The 16075-nt window shown below is 63.2% G+C and carries 13 protein-coding genes; 6 read left to right on the top strand and 7 right to left on the bottom strand.

Annotation, left to right across the window (positions count from 1 at the left end; genetic code table 11):
* Nucleotides 1-69 precede the first annotated feature (69 nt).
* Nucleotides 70-1317 carry a LysR family transcriptional regulator gene (locus NTCA1_RS11470; RefSeq protein WP_159830616.1) on the top strand — a complete coding sequence of 416 codons (1248 nt, stop codon included), beginning with the start codon at nucleotides 70-72 and terminating at the stop codon, nucleotides 1315-1317.
* A gap of 77 nt (nucleotides 1318-1394) precedes the next feature.
* Here the strand turns inward: NTCA1_RS11470 and NTCA1_RS11465 are convergent, their stop codons facing one another.
* Nucleotides 1395-3281, bottom strand: coding sequence for a hypothetical protein (locus NTCA1_RS11465; protein ID WP_236549256.1), 1887 nt, complete (start codon nucleotides 3279-3281; stop codon nucleotides 1395-1397).
* A 286-nt stretch (nucleotides 3282-3567) separates the two neighbouring features.
* Between NTCA1_RS11465 and NTCA1_RS11460 the strand changes: the two genes are divergently transcribed.
* Nucleotides 3568-5832 carry a TonB-dependent receptor gene (locus NTCA1_RS11460; RefSeq protein WP_159830614.1) on the top strand — a complete coding sequence of 755 codons (2265 nt, stop codon included), beginning with the start codon at nucleotides 3568-3570 and terminating at the stop codon, nucleotides 5830-5832.
* Between the two features lie 78 nt (nucleotides 5833-5910).
* Here NTCA1_RS11460 and NTCA1_RS11455 read toward each other — a convergent pair whose 3' ends face one another.
* The 4 genes from NTCA1_RS11455 to NTCA1_RS11440 all read right to left on the bottom strand — a co-directional run bounded on the left by NTCA1_RS11455 (nucleotide 5911) and on the right by NTCA1_RS11440 (nucleotide 10503).
* Nucleotides 5911-6279, bottom strand: a complete 369-nt coding sequence (locus tag NTCA1_RS11455; protein ID WP_159830613.1) for a glutathione S-transferase N-terminal domain-containing protein — start codon at nucleotides 6277-6279, stop codon at nucleotides 5911-5913.
* Nucleotides 6280-6292: 13 nt separating this feature from the next.
* Nucleotides 6293-7438 carry a lactonase family protein gene (locus NTCA1_RS11450; RefSeq protein ID WP_159830612.1) on the bottom strand — a complete coding sequence of 382 codons (1146 nt, stop codon included), beginning with the start codon at nucleotides 7436-7438 and terminating at the stop codon, nucleotides 6293-6295.
* A gap of 333 nt (nucleotides 7439-7771) precedes the next feature.
* Nucleotides 7772-9337: a tetratricopeptide repeat protein gene (locus tag NTCA1_RS11445; protein ID WP_236549255.1), complete on the bottom strand. Its 1566-nt coding sequence runs from the start codon at nucleotides 9335-9337 to the stop codon at nucleotides 7772-7774.
* 338 nt (nucleotides 9338-9675) lie between these two features.
* Nucleotides 9676-10503: an oxidoreductase gene (locus tag NTCA1_RS11440; protein ID WP_159830611.1), complete on the bottom strand. Its 828-nt coding sequence runs from the start codon at nucleotides 10501-10503 to the stop codon at nucleotides 9676-9678.
* A gap of 17 nt (nucleotides 10504-10520) precedes the next feature.
* Between NTCA1_RS11440 and NTCA1_RS11435 the strand changes: the two genes are divergently transcribed.
* Nucleotides 10521-11504 carry an AraC family transcriptional regulator gene (locus NTCA1_RS11435; RefSeq protein WP_306439286.1) on the top strand — a complete coding sequence of 328 codons (984 nt, stop codon included), beginning with the start codon at nucleotides 10521-10523 and terminating at the stop codon, nucleotides 11502-11504.
* A gap of 131 nt (nucleotides 11505-11635) precedes the next feature.
* Here the strand turns inward: NTCA1_RS11435 and NTCA1_RS11430 are convergent, their stop codons facing one another.
* A complete protein-coding gene (locus NTCA1_RS11430; protein ID WP_159830610.1) occupies nucleotides 11636-12388 on the bottom strand; it encodes an SDR family NAD(P)-dependent oxidoreductase in 753 nt (250 codons plus the stop codon).
* 61 nt (nucleotides 12389-12449) lie between these two features.
* Here NTCA1_RS11430 and NTCA1_RS11425 point away from each other — a divergent pair, with 61 nt between their 5' ends.
* Nucleotides 12450-13415 (top strand): LysR family transcriptional regulator, encoded by a 966-nt coding sequence (locus tag NTCA1_RS11425; RefSeq protein ID WP_236549254.1) that lies wholly within the window; start codon nucleotides 12450-12452, stop codon nucleotides 13413-13415.
* 180 nt (nucleotides 13416-13595) lie between these two features.
* Here NTCA1_RS11425 and NTCA1_RS11420 read toward each other — a convergent pair whose 3' ends face one another.
* Nucleotides 13596-14237 (bottom strand): TetR/AcrR family transcriptional regulator, encoded by a 642-nt coding sequence (locus NTCA1_RS11420; protein ID WP_159830609.1) that lies wholly within the window; start codon nucleotides 14235-14237, stop codon nucleotides 13596-13598.
* Between the two features lie 71 nt (nucleotides 14238-14308).
* Between NTCA1_RS11420 and NTCA1_RS11415 the strand changes: the two genes are divergently transcribed.
* On the top strand, nucleotides 14309-15064 hold the full coding sequence (locus NTCA1_RS11415) for an SDR family oxidoreductase (protein WP_159830608.1): 756 nt from the start codon (nucleotides 14309-14311) through the stop codon (nucleotides 15062-15064).
* A 20-nt stretch (nucleotides 15065-15084) separates the two neighbouring features.
* Complete coding sequence (locus tag NTCA1_RS11410; protein WP_159830607.1) at nucleotides 15085-16071, top strand: MBL fold metallo-hydrolase; 987 nt, start codon at nucleotides 15085-15087, stop codon at nucleotides 16069-16071.
* Nucleotides 16072-16075: the final 4 nt, after the last annotated feature.

The following is a 16075-nucleotide window of genomic DNA, read 5'->3' as shown; positions in this document are numbered from 1 at the left end:
GTGATAGCCAGGCCCGTTGCGGACCCGATAAATTTCGCGCTAGGTCTGGAGTGGAGAGAGGACCTGAACATGGCCAACGAAACGAGACACAAGACCCCGGGTGCCGAGCGCGCCCAGAGCCTGAGCTTCCGCCAGCTTCGCCTGTTCGAAGCGATCGGCGATCTCAAGAGCGTGCGCCGCGCGTCGGAGGCATGCAGCCTGTCGCAGCCGGCCGTCACCCAGGCGCTGGCCAAGATGGAAGCGCAGCTTGGCGCCACGCTGGTCGACCGGCGCGCCAGCGGCAGCTATCTCAACGAATTCGGCATGGTGTTCCATGCCCGCGTGAAGCGCTTCTTCGAACAGACCGAGCGCGCCGTGATCGAGATCGGCGCCGCTATGAATGCGGATGGCGCCCGCGCCATCGTCAACCGCCTCACCCGGTCGCAACTACGCACCCTGGTCGGCGTGATGGAACACGGATCGTTCGAACTCGCGAGCGAGAGCTTCGACATTTCCGCCGCCTCGCTCCAGCGCGCCGCGCGCGATTTACAAGGCAACCTGCGCGTCTCGCTGTTCTACCGAACGGCAGCGGGGATGCTGGTCAGCCCGCAAGGCATGAAGCTGGGCTCGATGGTCAAGCTTGCACTGCAGGAGATCGAGTGGGGCGTGATGGAGATCGATTCCGCGCTGGACGGCACGGCCACACCAGTGGTGATCGGCGCCATGCCCTTCGGCGGCAGTGTGCTGCTCGCCTCGGTGCTCGACCGTTTCCTCGAACGCCACCCCAGCGCCGATATTCGGATCATGAACGAGAGCGCCGTGGAGATGACCAAGTGCCTGAGGGCAGGCGAGGTCGATTTCGTCGTCGGCCTGCTTCCGGCGGAAACACCGGCCGAACTCGTCTGCGAGCCGCTGATCGAAACGCCTTACGCCGTCGTCGCACGGCAGGGCCATCCCCTGACCCGTGCGGGCAAGGTCACGGTGGAGGAGCTCATCGCCTACGACTGGATTACCGGCACGCCCGGCTCCAGCCGCCGCGCCTGCTTCGATCGCATCTTCGCGGGCACGAAAGGGCCGCAAACCCATGTCGCCACTTGCGCCCTGCCCGTCATTCGCCATCTGCTCAAGGGCAGTGACCGCCTGACGCTGATGACGTCCTACGAGATCAGCTTCGAGGACGGCCTGCGCGCCCTGCACTGCGGCCCGATCGATCCGGTGCCCGCCATCGGCATCACCACGCGGGCGGACTGGATGCCGACGCCTGTGCAATCCGCTTTCATCGATGTTATTCGCACGCACGTTTGCGCGCCGCCGCCGCTGCTCCGGCAAGCGGGCTGAACCCCGCCCTGTTCAAAAAACGGGGAGGATGCCGCTACGGCATCCTCCCCGAAGTCCGTCCCGTCAAGGGAGAGCTGTCAGAGCAGGGACTTGTCGATGTAGAGCGGCATCGAGTCCTCCCACTTGCTGTCGGTCAGCAGGCGCTGGTTTCCGCCATCGGCATCCATCACGTAGATCTGGCCGTACTGCTGGAAAGTATTGTCGTAGAGCGCTGCCTCGTCCCGGAAGCCATGCTCCGAACCCGACCACATGATGCGCCCGTCCGGCGACCAGACCGCATGGCCGTCACTTGCCTTGCTCTTGGTAAGCTGGCGATAGTCCGAACCGTCGGGGCGGATCGTGCAGACCTGATAGTCCTTGTCGTCCACCTTGCGGGTGAAGACGATACGCTGGCCGTCGGGCGACCAGCCGGGCAGATTGTCGAGATCCTCGGTCAGCACGCGGACCTGCTTCGTTTCCAGGTTCATGATCCTGAGCCCGCGCTCTTCGCTCTGCCCCCAGACGCGGTAGACGATGTCCTTGCCGTCATGGGAAATGCTCGGAAAGCCGGAATGGACGGTGCCGTCGGTCAGAACTTCCAGATCCGTGCCATCCTTGCGCACCCGTACCACCACGGCCTTGGCATAGCTGCGCTCGGCGAACCAGGTGCCGACACCGAAGGCCAGCCATTCCCCGTCCGGCGACCAGCAAGGCTGGAACGCACCCGCAAGGCCCTTCTTCACCATCTCGGGATTGAGGCCGGACCTGCTGTTGTCGAATACGACCCGGCGCTGCGACCCGTCAGGCCTGCATGTCATGATCGAGGACGTGCCGGTCTGCTTCTCGGTAAAGGCCAGCATGCCCTGGTTGGAGAGGATCGGGAACACATCCATGAAGCGATAGTCGTACTCCGGGTCCCAGCTATAGAGCGGCTTGTCGAGCGCGCGCACCGGTCGGAATGCCTGGACTTCGTAGATCAGGGACTTTCCGTCGGCAGTCCAGTGCGGCGAGCGCAGGCCCGCGCGCTTGAAGCCGGGACGGTCTGACGTGTAGGCCACGCCCTCGCCCGGGCCGCCCTTGACGACATAGCCGATCTCATCCTGCGTGACATATTGCGGCGAGACCTTGAGCCCGGCGCCCTGCGTGTGCTCGATCCGCGTTCCGGTCTCGACATCGACCGAGATGATCTGCGATTCCACGCGGCCGATCCATTCGGGACGGCGTGCGCCCCAAGTGGCCTCGGTGGTCAGCTCGTAGAAGACGATTCGCTTGCCGTCGGGCGACCACGATGGCGAACCCTGGCACCAGTTCTTGCGCGAGCAGACTTTGGCGAAGCCGGTACCGTCGGGCCGGATCTTGTAGATCGAGAGTTCCTGGGTGTGCTCCCAACCGCGATTCTCGTCGTGCCCGCGCCAGCTTGTGTCGCGGTCGCTGGAGAAAGCGATCCACTTGCCGTCGGGCGACCAGGCGGGGCGGAAATAGCAGTCCGGGCTGTCCGGGTCGCCCTTCACGTCGCCGATCCCGGTGAGCTGGCGCACTTTGCCGCTGGCCAGATCCATCACCCAAATATTGGCCTTGTAGCCGCCGCGAGTGGACACGAAGGCCAGGGACTTGCCGTCCGGCGAAATGGCGGCGGCATCGTCCACGCAGGAACCGTCGGCCACGGCCTTGATCCCCGTGCCGTCCCCCTTGGCGACGAACAGGCTGGAATTGCCGTCGCCCAGCCGTTCGGAAGTGAAGGCGATCCGCGAACCATCGCGCGAGAGGCGCGCGTTGTAGTCGTAAGCGCTCTCGGCCAGCACCTTGCGCTCGCCCGTGCCGTCCAGAGCGGCAACATGCAGTTCGGACACCGAAGGGGCGATGCGGTTCATCATCATCACGCCTTTCTTGGCGGGCCCTGCCTTTGCCGATACCGGCCTGGCGATCCCGACCTGGCTGAGCAGCACCGATGCGGGAACGACCGCCAGGAAATCTCTACGCTTCACTCTTGTCTCTCCCTGCCAATCCCGGGCCCGCATTCATGGAAGCGCGTTTTCCCGGTACGGACTTTCCGGCCCGTTTCCCGTGCAGGCATTCTCATTAGAAGAGGCGCAGAGCCATTGCACGAGCGGCATCGCCGAAATTATCGGCCCGGTTCGAGTGCCTATATCCGCTGCCCCACCTTCCCGGACTACATCGAGGCCGTACCGCCCCTGCCGACGAAACGGCAGATGATCGGCGGTGGGGGAAATTCACCGGCTCGCCAAAAGGCCGGAACCTGGGAGGAAGACCGTGACGAACATTCCGACATCCGTGAGCCCGGCGCTGCGCCACGCGCTGCTGGCAGGCGCCGCCGCGATGGCCTGCACGCCGCAGTTCGCCCTGGCGCAATCGACGGACCGGGGCGGTGTCGAAGAGATCATCGTCACAGCCCAGAAGCGCGACGAATCCGCACAGGACGTGCCGATTGCCATTACCGCCCTGGGCAGCGATCAGTTGAAGAGCGCAGGCGTGACCAGCACGGTCGACCTCAAGGCGGCCGTCCCCGCGCTCAACATCACGACCGGCACCGGCGGCATCGGCCTGCCCCGCATTCGCGGCATCGGGGCCACCGGCCAAGGCCCGGGCATCGAGAACCCGGTCGCGGTCTATGTCGATGGCGTCTACTACGGCGCCTCGTTCGGCATTCTCCAGAACTTCTTCGATACCGACCAGGTGACCGTCCTCAAGGGACCGCAAGGCACGCTGTTCGGCCGCAATGCCACCGGCGGCCTGATCCAGATGTCCACGCGAGGGCCCGACTTCGACTGGAACGGCAAGGCGGAGATCGGCTACGGAAATTACGATACGGTCCATTCGGCAGCCTATGTTTCCGGCGGCCTGACCGATACCGTGGCGATCAGCCTTTCCGGGCAGTACGACAACCAGCAGGACGGCTTCGGCAAGAACCTGTTCACCGGCAACGACATCCAGACCAACACGTCCTGGGCCGGTCGTGCCAAGCTGCTGTGGAAGCCGAGCGCGCTTACCAAGGTCACGCTGGCTGGCGACTTCAACGGTCGCAACTCGGCGGCGCCCGCCTTCCGCAACTTCACCACGAACGCGCTCGGCCAGAACGTGCCCGCGCAGATCGAGGCGCTCGGCGGGGATCCGCACCGCGATATCCTGGCCGATGTCGATCCCTACATGACCACCCGGGCCTGGGGCACCAGCCTGACCGTCGAACAGGACTTCGGCAGCGTCTCGCTCAAGAGCATCACCGCCTACCGGCACTCGAAGTTCAACTACAATTTCGATCCCGACGGTACGACGGTCAAGCGCATCGAGGTGGACAACCACCTCTACGACAAGCAGTTCACCCAGGAAGTAAACCTCGTCTCCGAAGGCGAAGGCCCGTTCAAGTGGGTGCTCGGCGGCTTCTACATGCACGGCAATGCCGGTAACGACGGCTCGCGCACGACCGGACTCTTCACCTTCGGCAACAACGGCTATGTCGAGGACTACAATTCGATCAAGCTCGACAGTTTCGCCGGTTTCGCGGAAGGAACCTACAGTTTCGGCGAGAACACGCACCTCATCGCCGGTATCCGCTACACCAGCGACAAGCGCAGCCTCTCCGCCTACGATGTCTCGTTCAACGGCAATGTCCCCCCGGCCGGGCTGACCACGATCAGCGACACCATCAACGAGGGCAAGACTTTCAACAAGGTCACCTGGCGGCTATCGCTCGACCACCGCTTCTCGCCGGAACTGCTGGCCTATGCCAGCTACAACCGCGGTTTCCGCTCGGGCACTTTCATCACCCAGTCGGACCCGATCGTGCTGCTTCAGCCGGAACTGGTGGACGCTTATGAAGTGGGCATCAAGTCCGACCTGTTCGGTCGCCGCGTGCGCTTCAATCTCTCAGGCTACTTCTACGACGAGAAGAACATCCAGGTCATGCAGGTGATTTCGGGCGCGCAGACCGTCTACAACGCGGACGGCGCCCACATCTACGGTATCGACGCCGACCTGACCTGGCGCGTGACCAGCGACTTGCGCCTGTTCGGCGGCTTCAACTGGACCCACGCCCGCTACACCGACTTCGATACGGCGATCATTACCACGCCCTATCCGCTGCCTGCCGGCTTCACGATCCCGACCGGCCAGACCTGCCTCGGCACCAATGGCAACCCCTATGCGCAGCTTGGCGGCAATTGCCTGCTGATCGGCGATGCCTCGGGCAACAAGCTCCAGAACACGCCCAGCTTCACGGCATCGATCGGCGGGGCCTACGATCTGGAAACCGGCATCGGCAAGTTCACCCTCGCGGGTAATTACTACTACAATTCGGGTTTCGTCGGTTCGCCGGATGAGCGGGTAAAGCAAGGCGCGTACAACACTGCAGACGCGTCGCTGACCTGGCGCTCGGCCAGCGACAACCTCTTCATCCGCCTCTGGGGCAAGAACCTGACGAACGAATTCTACTGGAGCCAGATCGGCGCCTCGAACAGCGGCGACAACGGCACTTACGCAGCGCCGCGCACGTATGGCGTAACCGCTGGCTTCGACTTCTGACAGAAGGACCATCGACGAGAGGACCCCGCCCGGCGGACTTGCCGGGCGGGTTTGTTGCGTCCGGCAAGGCCGTCTCGATCAGGTGTCCTGCTTCAGCGCATTCAGTTCCTTGCGAACTTCCATGTACTTGGGCAGCACGCTGCCGGCATAGGCCGCGAAGACCGGCAGGCGTGCGCTATCGAGCCCCGCTTCGGCGGCATAGTGGGCGATGATGGCGTCCGAATCCTTCATGAACCGGCCCGGCTCGTATTGCACGGTCGGGAAAGTGACCTTGTCGAAATGCAGCGCCAGTTCCGCGCGGATCGCGGCTTCCGCATCGTCACCCTGGGTGAAGATGCGCTGCTCGAAACGATCGAGAAGCCCAGCCTCCAGCAGGAATATCCGCAACTTCAGGCAATGCGGGCAAGTGGACTTGAGGTAAAGCACGGGACGGAAGGGGTCGGTCATGGGAACTGTCCTTTCAGCGATCCGTAAACGCTACCGAGGTCGGCTTGCCAAGGTCCAGTCGCTTGTCCGTGGCCGTCAGGAGACCGCTGGCGCTGTCCACTGCAAAGACAGAGAGGTTGTTTGAACCCTGGTTCGCCACAACCAGCCACCGGCCGCTTCCGTTCAGCGCAAAACTCCACGGCACCAGGCCGCCGCAATCGATGGCCTGCAACAAGCGCAACTCACCGTCAGATGCGACGGAATAGACCTGGATTCGGTTCGCCGCGCGGTTTCCCGCATAAAGAAACCGGCCGTCCCGAGACACCGCCAGTTCGGAGCCGCTGGGCGCTCCGGTAAAATCCGCCGCATCGAGAGCCGCATGGGAGAGTTCGGTCAGCGATCCCTTCCTCGCGTCCCATGCGTAGCTGAAGACCGTGCCGCCCATCTCGGTCATCAGAAAGGCCTGCCGCCCATTCGGCGCGAAGACGATATGGCGCGGCCCGGAACCGGGAGGAAGCGCCGCGAAAGGTGGGTTCGCCGGCGTCAGCATATCGCTGCCCCGCCCGAGCTTATAGACATAGACGCGGTCGGTCCCGAGATCGGGCGAGAGCAGATATTGCCCCGACGGATCGAGCGTTACGCCATGAGCATGAGGCCCTTTCTGGCGGCGATGCGGACCGGCGCCTTCATGGGCTGCAACGCTCCCGGCTTCGGTCGCGAGCCTGCCGCTCGCATCTACCGAAACCGCCGCGACCGTGCCGCTGCCATAATTGGCGACGAACACCGCTCCGCCACCGGGCGCCAGCGCGAGATGCGTCGGACCGCCTCCCCCGGAATCGGCGCGTTCACCCGGCGTCAAAGCGCCGCTGAACTCATCGTAGGTGAAGCTCAGAACCGAGCCGTGACCGGTTCCATCGTTGCCAACCTCGCTGACGGCGAAAAGGCGCTTGTGAACCTTGTCGGCAAGAACCCAGGTGGGTCTTTCGACCTGCGCAACCACACCTAACGATGTCAGCGCGCCGCTGGCCTCATCGAGCTTCACGGCCACAACGCCAGCGTCAGGCCCGCTACCCTGATTGCCGACATAGGCCAGCCTCTGCACGCCGGTCGCGGGTGCCGTCTGGCATCCGGTCAAAGCCAGGGTAACGCTTGCCAACAACAGCCAGGACCTGGGGTACATCGCATCTCTCCGTCGGTTTCCCGATATCTAGGCGCATCCCTCCCCGCCGGACCATGGTGCGGGGCGGATCTGATAGAGCCTTGCGCACAATCTATAGACCTGCCGCCCCATCGACATAAGCGATTGCCCGTCAATCGATCGGATACACCTTCCTGCCTCGCGGCTTCCATCGCCTCCCCCAAACCCCGGCTCCTGGAATCCGCATATCGGCAAGGTTGTCGTCACGATCCAGAAAAGGCGAATTCGGATGGCTGTGCGTTGGAGTGAAGCAAGAAAGGTGTCGTCGGAACAGACGAAGGAGCCCAAACCCGCTACTTGTGAACGCTTCGCCGACTATAGCCGGTCCATCTTCAGCCACCTGCGGTCACCGGACCAGGCACGCTGAAAAGCCGCATCGGCGGCAGCAGCCTCCGCCTTGCGGCCAAGCGCGCGCTCGGAAGCGGCAAGGCCGTATAGCGCCCAGCCATTCCCCGGCGACTGGACAAGCGCAGTGTTGAACGCGGTTCGGGCCTCCTCGAAGCGCCCCATCTGATAGAGCGCAGCACCCAGCGATTGCTGGACGGGATAATACCAGAAAGGAGGCTCCATGTACGGGATGCCTTCTTCTATCGCGATCGCCTCCCGGTAATGCGCCGCAGCTTCGGCAGGGCGCCCGCTCGCTTGTGCCCAGCGAGCATGCGCCACGCGTTCCGCGATCCGCAGCAGGTCAGGCGCCGGCACGCCCTGGTCGACCATGCCCTTCATCGCGCCGCTTTCGCCGAGTGCGCGCAAGGCCGCAAGCGCACCATCGAAGCCGGTCCGGTCATGCTGCCGCGCAAAGGCGATCGCGCGTGCATAATGGCGCATGGCGGTTGCATAGGGGAGCCGAGCATCCGGCTCCCGCATTGCCAGTACTTCCTCCGGCCGTGCGAACTGTGCGGCGGCGAAGTAAGGTGCGGCGCTGATTGCCTGGATCCACGCAATTCTGGCGCTGGTCTCTGGATCGAGTAGCTGCTCGAGTCGCTTTGCCTCACGCGTTGCCGTTTCCAGGTCGCCCGCCATTTGTGCGGAGGTGACGATGAAATGGACGTTATGCGGATAATATCCGTAGCGAACCAATCCCCTGTCGCCGCTGGTCCTGATCCATTCCTCGTCGGCGCGCGCGGCAGCGACATTGACGCGTATGGAGTCCTTCCACCGTCCGATCCGGTGATAGATGTGCGCCGGCATGTGGACGAGATGGCCGGATTTCGGCGCTAGCGGCGCGGCAAGCCTGTCTGCGGCGGACTCCGCGCGCTTCGGATCTGGCCCGTTCTCCATCAGGTGAATGTAGAGATGGGGCGCTTGCGGGTGGTCCGGGCTGCGCGCGAGGACCGTCTCCACCAGCCCGACGGCCTCGCCGATCCGGGGGTTCGGCGTTCGCCGATCGGTCTGCCAGTAATCCCACGGCCGGGTATCCATCACGGCTTCGGCGGCGAGCAGCGCGATATCGTCATGAGCGGGAAAAGCCCTTGCCACGGCCAGCATGGCATCGGCGTAGGCAGCGTCCAGTGCCGCACGTTCGACCTTGGAATCCGCGGAATAGCGCCGCAGCATTGCCGCTGTCAGCGCCTGTTCCAGCCCGGTGCTGCCGAAGGCCAGGCTGTCGGCACGACGCGCCAGTTCGACTGCGCGCGCGTTCACGCCTTCCTCCATCGGCGCGTTGATATTGGGGCCGTGGACCAGCGCCTCGCCCCAAAAACACAGGGCACAAGCGGGATCGAGCCGTTGCGCCTCCCGAAACGACGCGCCCGCCGCCGCGTGGTTGAAACCATAGGCGAACGACAGGCCCTGGTTGAAATAGCGCTGCGCCTGAGGACTCTTGGTCGTTATGCGAAAATGGACTTGGCCCAACTGATCGAATAGCGGGGGGACTGCCATAGGCATTGCCTGCACGACAGCCGCCGCGGTCATCAGCCTGGCGCGCATCGAGCCGCTTTCCCTATTCCCGCCGCAAATGCTTGCAAGCCTCAGTGTCGGATCGAGAAAGGTCAGAAGCTTTGGCGGATAGCTTGCCGAAGACGCGGGGCCGACGCCCATCAGTATTCCCACGACGATCAGTTGCGCCAGGGAGCGTATCATCGTTCTCATCACCACCTCCATTCCAGAGCCGGTTGAGAATGCACCATAGCATGATCTGCTCACGGCGTCAGGGCGCTATCCCAGCTTTGAGCGAAGTAGATTAGCCGGAGCCGGAGCCGGCGCACGCGCTCGGTGACTTAGCCATCCGTCGACAAGGTAAGGCTCTCCCACTCATCGATTTCGCTTTCCATTTGCGTCAATCGGTCACGCACAAGGCGCAAGGCATCGCTTCCCAACAGCAACTGCGGTGGCGGAGCATCTGCATCGATCAGGCTAAGGACAGCCTTGGCAAGACGGGCGGGATCGCCAACCTGCTTGCCGTTCTTCTCCTCCCGCGCGGCCCGTATAGGGTCGAACTGTGTGTCGTAATCGGCGATCGCGCGCGGGCTCCTCACCATCGATCGCCCCGCCCAATCGGTGCGGAAGGATCCCGGGCATAGGGTCGTCACGCGGACACCAAATGGTGCCATTTCGGCGCGCATCACTTCCGAGATGCCCTGGAGCGCAAACTTGCTCCCGCAATAATAGGCGATTCCCGGCATCGTTATCATCCCTCCCATGGACGTCACGTTGACGATGAAGCCGCCCCGGCGTTTGCGAAAGCGTGGCAGAAATGCCTTGGCAACTGCCACTGCTCCAAAGACATTGACGTCGAACTGGCGGCGCATTTCCTCGAGCGGGGATTCCTCGAGGACGCCTTCATGGCCATACCCTGCATTGTTGATGAGGACGTCGATCGGACCATGTTCGCTATCGGCACGATCGACGATGCCGGCAACGGCATCGAACTGCGTGACATCGCACAGGACGGTGACCACCTCGGGCAGGCGCTCGGTCAAACGTGCCCTGACCTCCTCGGATCGGACCGTGCCGATAACCCGGTGGCCCGCATCGAGAGCCGCCTTGGCGATGGCGAAACCGAAACCCGAATTGGCACCGGTTATGAAAAAAGTGTGTCGCGACATGACCTTGCTCCAACGGGTTGGATTTACGCCTTGTCAAATGCTACAATCGCCCCGACACGAAAACGGCAATTTCTCTGATTTCCTTGCTCAATCCTATCACGCCATCCCCTGAACTGGCTCCCCTCGTTGAACTGGCGGCCAAGCTCGCACCACTTCACGGGTATAATTCGACCAACCTTCCCGGCGTTCGCATATTGCGCTCGGAGGCCATGCTTGAGGATGTGCCCGTGCTCTACCGCCCCGGAGCGGTCTTTGTGCTGCAAGGATCGAAGCAGGGCTTTCTCGACGGCGACGTGTATCGCTACGATGCCGACCACTACCTTGCCGTCTCGGTCCCCGTGCCATTCCGCATGGCCTCGCAGGCGGCCCCCGATTGTCCTTTGCTCGCCATCTATTTCGATTTCGACCGCCACCTCGCTGCAGAGATTGCCGCCGTGATGGTCAAACCGGACAACTCGCACAGCCGCGAGCAGGCCCGCAGTCTCGTCTCGAGCCCGATGGAGGCGCCCATTCGTGATGTCCTGCAACGGCTGCTGGTGGCGCTTCGCACCCCGGAGGAAAGCACCATCCTGGGGCCAGGCCTGATTTGCGAATTGCATCTTCGGGTGCTGATGGGACCGCAAGGCGGGCCGCTAATGGCTGCGCTGCTGCGCGAGGGCGCTTCGGACCGGATCGTGAAGAGCCTGTCTGTGATCCGCGAAAGCTATCACGAGAAGCTCACCGTTCCCGCACTGGCCCAGGCCGCTGGAATGAGCGTGCCTTCGTACCACGCTGGATTCAAGGCACTCACCGGAAGTTCGCCGATGCAGTATATCAAGGCTATGCGTTTGCACGAGGCTCGCCTGATGATCGCCCGACGCGAAGCGCCTATCGCGACGGTCGCGATGCAGGTTGGCTACGCCAGTCCGGCGCATTTCAGCCGCGATTTCAAACGTCATTTCCATCGCCATCCAAGCGATGAGGCCCTTTGGCTGCGCCAGCACATCGGTGACGCTTCGTAAGGGCGGGTGACGGCCACAGACCTTTCCGGCCACTAAGCCTCGCATAATCTTCCCTGTTACGGCCTCTAATACGGGAGAGCCGGATGGTCCGCCGCGCCAGGCGACAGTCCATCCGGCCAGGGGATCGACGGTCAGATCTGCGCTTGACCGCCATCGACAAAGAGTTCGACGCCGTTGACGAAGCTGGCGTCATCGGAAGCGAGGAACAGCACGGCTTTGGCGATCTCCTCGGGCTGGCCGACCCTGCCCGCCGGGATCAGGTTGGCGAGATAGTCCTTCGTCCCCTGCGCCTGCTCGCCGCCGCCGAAAAGATGATCGAGACCAGCGGTTTCCGTAACGCCGGGACTGATGGCGTTCACGCGAATGTGCCGATCCTTCAGATCGAGGATCCAGTTCCGGGCGAAGTTGCGCACCGCCGCCTTGGTCGCGGAATAGACGCTGAAGGCAGGCGTGCCCGAAATGCTGGTGGTCGAGCTTGTCAGGATGATCGAGGCCCCGTCCTTCAAGAGCGGTAACGCCTTTTGCACCGTGAAAAGGACCCCCTTCACATTGGTGTCGAAGGTGCTCTGATAATGCGCCTCGGTGATTGAACCGAGCGGGAGCATCTCACCGCCGCCCGCATTGGCGAACACGACGTCGATCTGCGCATGCTGCTGCTGGACGGTATCGTAAAGCCGGTCGATATCGGCCAGATTGGCCATATCGCCCTGTACGCCCGTGATCCGGCAGCCGATCGCCTTGACGGCAGCATCAAGTGCCTCCTGCCGCCGCCCGCTGATAAATACCGAGGCTCCGGCGTCCGCGAATGCCTTGGCCGTCGCCAGACCGATGCCGCTTGTGCCGCCGGTCACGACCACCACCTTGTTGTTGAACTTGTCCGTCATCGTCTGTCTCCTTCGGGTTTTCGGCGAAGCGCCGTTGCCCGTACGAGATGCATCCAGAACGATGATGCATGTAGTCGGCAAATATGGCACTCAGCGTTCCATTGGAGGAACGATGATGAGAGTCGATCTGAATGACTATGCCTATTTCGCCGAGGTCGTGGCTCATGGCGGTTTTGCAGCGGCGGGGCGCGCCCTGCGGGAGCCCAAATCCAAGCTGAGCCGCCGCATCGCAGGGCTGGAGGAGCGTCTCGGTCTCCGTCTGATCGAGCGGTCGAGCCGACGTTTCCGCGTGACGGATACGGGGCTTGCCTTCTACGAGCGGTGTCGGGCCATATTGGCCGAGGCGGAGCAGGCCGAGGCACTGGTCCTGCAAGCGCAGGCGGAACCCCATGGCCGTATCCGCTTCAGTTGTCCCACCGGCATGATCGAGCCGATATCGGGCCTGATATCTTCTTTCCTCGCCCGCTATCCCAAGGTGCGATTGCAGCTTGTGGCAACCGACCGGCCAGTAGACCTGATCGAAGAGCGGATCGATCTGGCCCTGCGGGTGCGCGCCGCACTGACCAGCGATGCTTCCCTCACCATGCGGTCGCTCGGCAGATCAACCCGTATTCTCGTTGCCTGTCCTCAGTTGGCAAGCCAGGTTACGGACGTGGCCCAACTCGCGACACTTCCCACACTTGCGACGCACGACGCCGCAGACGATCTCGAATGGCATCTGGAGACCGAGGACGGCCGCACACATGTCATTCGGGTCGAGCCTCGGATGGGATGCACCGATATGGCCGCAGTGCGCAACGCGGCTGTGGCCGGACTCGGCATCGCGATCCTGCCCGACCATGTCTGCCGCGACGCTCTACGCGCCGGCAAGCTTGTCCATGTGCTGCCTGCCTGGCGCGGGGTTCAGGGAATCGTGCATCTGGTCTTCACCACACGTCGGGGGCTGCCTCCAGCCGTGCGTGCGCTGATCGATCATCTTGCGGCGGGGTTTCCCCGCGAAATCGTGGCACGTACATCCTGGGATTAGGTTCGGACGAACTGGGAGGCCATAGCCAGCCCTGAGCGACATTCGGCGGACTGGCGATATCGCTCAGTCCCTATCCCCAGAAGCTTAAATCGACCATCTGCGACTGCAGTCGGGTGGTGAGCTTTCTGTCAACACGCCAAGGTAAACATCTTCACGCGCGCCGATAAGCCGAAGGTCCGCTTACGCTACCTCGCTCCGACCGGCAGCCACCAGATAGGCGTGGCAGGCCTCCGGCAATTCGCGGCGCAATCGCGCGAAATTCTCCTCTGAAGGGGCCGCCTCCATGACGACCCTGACGGACCCGCCCAGCAGCGCCGCGAGCATGAAAGCCACGGACTGCCGATCGGCGAAGTGCGCATCGCAGGCGCTGGCGAGCAGCGCATCGATCGACGTCGTCATGGTCTGCGCCGCCCTGCTCATCAGTTCCGACAAGTCAAATTCGGCAGAGATGCCGTAGATCGCGCGCGAAGCGACCATGTCCGCCATCTTCGCGTCCAGCCAGGCCGTGGCAACGCCATGCGCGATCGTCCTGAGGTCTGTGCCCATCAATCGGGTTGTCGCGTCCCGCATCGCCGTTTCGATGAGGTTGAACTGGCGCTCGACCAGAGCGAAGAGCAGCGCCTGCTTGTGCGGATAATATTGGTACATCGTCCCCACGGAAACGCCGGCACGCTCGGCAACCCGCGTCGTGGTCAGGCGTCCGATACCCCCTGTCAGCAAAACCTGAATGGTCGCGCAGTGAATGGCCTCGATCGTCACGGCGGACCGCGTCTGCTGCGGCGTCTTGCGCGGTTTCAGAAGTGCAGGTGTTGGGCGGCTCATATGCGAATACCAAAGCTGAAGGATCATTCATATCTAAGGGTGACGAACGATCCCCTGCAAGGAGTTTTACGATGAAGACCGTCCTCATCACCGGTTGTTCGGCCGGCTTCGGTCGCGAGACTGCCGTTCATTTCCTCGACCAGGGCTGGCGCGTCGTGGCGACCATGCGCAACCCGGCAGCCAGCACGCTGCCGATGTCGGAGCGGCTACACATCCTTCCCCTCGACGTGACGGATGCAGACAGCATTGCGGCTGCGATGGAGCAGGCCGGACCGATCGACGTGCTGGTGAACAACGCCGGTTTCGGATGGCTGAACGCCGTCGAGGGTTCGCCCCTCGAGACGGTGCGCGAGATATTCGAAACCAACCTGTTCGGGGCAATCGCCATGATGCAGGCCGTCCTTCCCGGAATGCGGGAACGGCGTTCGGGCGTGATCGTCAACGTCAGTTCCAGTTCGCTCTACAGGCCCCTGCCCTTGCTGTCGGTCTATCGCGCCAGCAAGGCGGCCATGAATGCACTCAGCGAATCCGCGGCGCACGAACTGGCGCCGTTCGGCATTCGCGTTCGCGTCGTCATGCCCGGCATGGCACCCTCGACCAGCTTCAGCAGCACCGCCCAGAGCCATGTAACCGGTTCCGGCGGCTTCCCTGAACCCTATGCGGACTATGCACAGCAGACACTGGCCGCGATGATGGCAGCGGCCAATGGCCCGGTTACGGTGGCCCAGGACGTTGCCGACGCAATCTTCCGTGCGGCGACCGACGCGGACTGTCCGGCAGTGCTGCCGGCGGGGGCGGACGCCGTCGCCTGGGCAAATGGAGAGTGATCCCTGTGAAACGACGCCCCATGTCATCCCCGAACCGCTATTACTCCGGTCCGGTCTCAGCCCACTTCGACGGGCACCGTTTCACGAACCCCGCAGGAGAGCCGGAAACGGACCGGTCGCTGCGCGATATCCTGCGTTGGTATCGCACTGCTCCCCGGACCAGATGGCCGAAATCCATGCCGGTGTCCCCCACCGTTCCGGCGGAACGGGTAGAGGGCTTGTCCATCACCATGGTCGGCCATGCCTCCCTGTTGATCCAGACGGGCAGGCTCAACATCCTGACCGATCCGGTATGGTCCGACCGTGCCAGCCCGATCGCCTTTGCCGGGCCCCGCCGCGTGACCGCGCCGGGTATCAGGATGCGCGACCTCCCGCCCATCGACGCGATCCTGCTGTCCCATAATCATTACGACCATCTCGACGTTGCGACCCTGCGGGATATTCAGGCGCGGCATGCCCCAAGGATCATCACCCCGTTGGGCAACGACAGCATAATTCGCCGCCATATTCCCGAAGCTCGCGTCGAAACGGGGGACTGGTTCGACAGCTTCGACATCGCCTCAGGTGCCGAAGCGCATATCGTGCCGGCCTTGCACTGGTCATCCCGCGGCACCCGCGATCGCCGCATGGCCCTGTGGGGCGGCTTCATGCTGAAGGTCTTCGGCAGGACCATCTATTTCGCCGGGGACACGGGCTATGGCACAGGTGCGATCTTTCGCGACTTGCGAGCACGCTTCGGGCCTGTCGATGTCGCGATCCTCCCGATCGGTGCCTATGCACCGCGCTGGTTCATGGCAGCCCAGCATACCGATCCAGACGATGCCATCCAGATTATGCTGGATCTCGAAGCCCGAGCGGCCGTCGGCATGCACTGGGGGACATTCAAGCTGACGGACGAACCCTGGGACGAACCCGCCCGGCGCCTGGCGGCAGGTCTGCACGCACGAGGCATCGATGCCGCGAGATTTATCGCCATGCGCCCCGGTGAAACAGCCGACTTCGAATAGCTGC

It is taken from the genome of Novosphingobium sp. TCA1, from assembly GCF_009811895.1.
Lineage (GTDB): Bacteria > Pseudomonadota > Alphaproteobacteria > Sphingomonadales > Sphingomonadaceae > Novosphingobium > Novosphingobium panipatense_A.
This window is presented reverse-complemented; position numbering and strand designations above follow the sequence as displayed.

Coding starts and splice junctions, on each gene's coding strand:
- NTCA1_RS11430 (WP_159830610.1), bottom strand. CDS start 12,388: ATGACGGACAAGTTCAACAACAAGGTGGTGGTCGTGACCGGCGGCACA.
- NTCA1_RS11420 (WP_159830609.1), bottom strand. CDS start 14,237: ATGAGCCGCCCAACACCTGCACTTCTGAAACCGCGCAAGACGCCGCAG.
- NTCA1_RS11450 (WP_159830612.1), bottom strand. CDS start 7,438: ATGTACCCCAGGTCCTGGCTGTTGTTGGCAAGCGTTACCCTGGCTTTG.
- NTCA1_RS11415 (WP_159830608.1), top strand. CDS start 14,309: ATGAAGACCGTCCTCATCACCGGTTGTTCGGCCGGCTTCGGTCGCGAG.
- NTCA1_RS11425 (WP_236549254.1), top strand. CDS start 12,450: ATGATGCATGTAGTCGGCAAATATGGCACTCAGCGTTCCATTGGAGGA.
- NTCA1_RS11445 (WP_236549255.1), bottom strand. CDS start 9,337: ATGGCAGTCCCCCCGCTATTCGATCAGTTGGGCCAAGTCCATTTTCGC.
- NTCA1_RS11440 (WP_159830611.1), bottom strand. CDS start 10,503: ATGTCGCGACACACTTTTTTCATAACCGGTGCCAATTCGGGTTTCGGT.
- NTCA1_RS11410 (WP_159830607.1), top strand. CDS start 15,085: ATGTCATCCCCGAACCGCTATTACTCCGGTCCGGTCTCAGCCCACTTC.
- NTCA1_RS11455 (WP_159830613.1), bottom strand. CDS start 6,279: ATGACCGACCCCTTCCGTCCCGTGCTTTACCTCAAGTCCACTTGCCCG.
- NTCA1_RS11470 (WP_159830616.1), top strand. CDS start 70: ATGGCCAACGAAACGAGACACAAGACCCCGGGTGCCGAGCGCGCCCAG.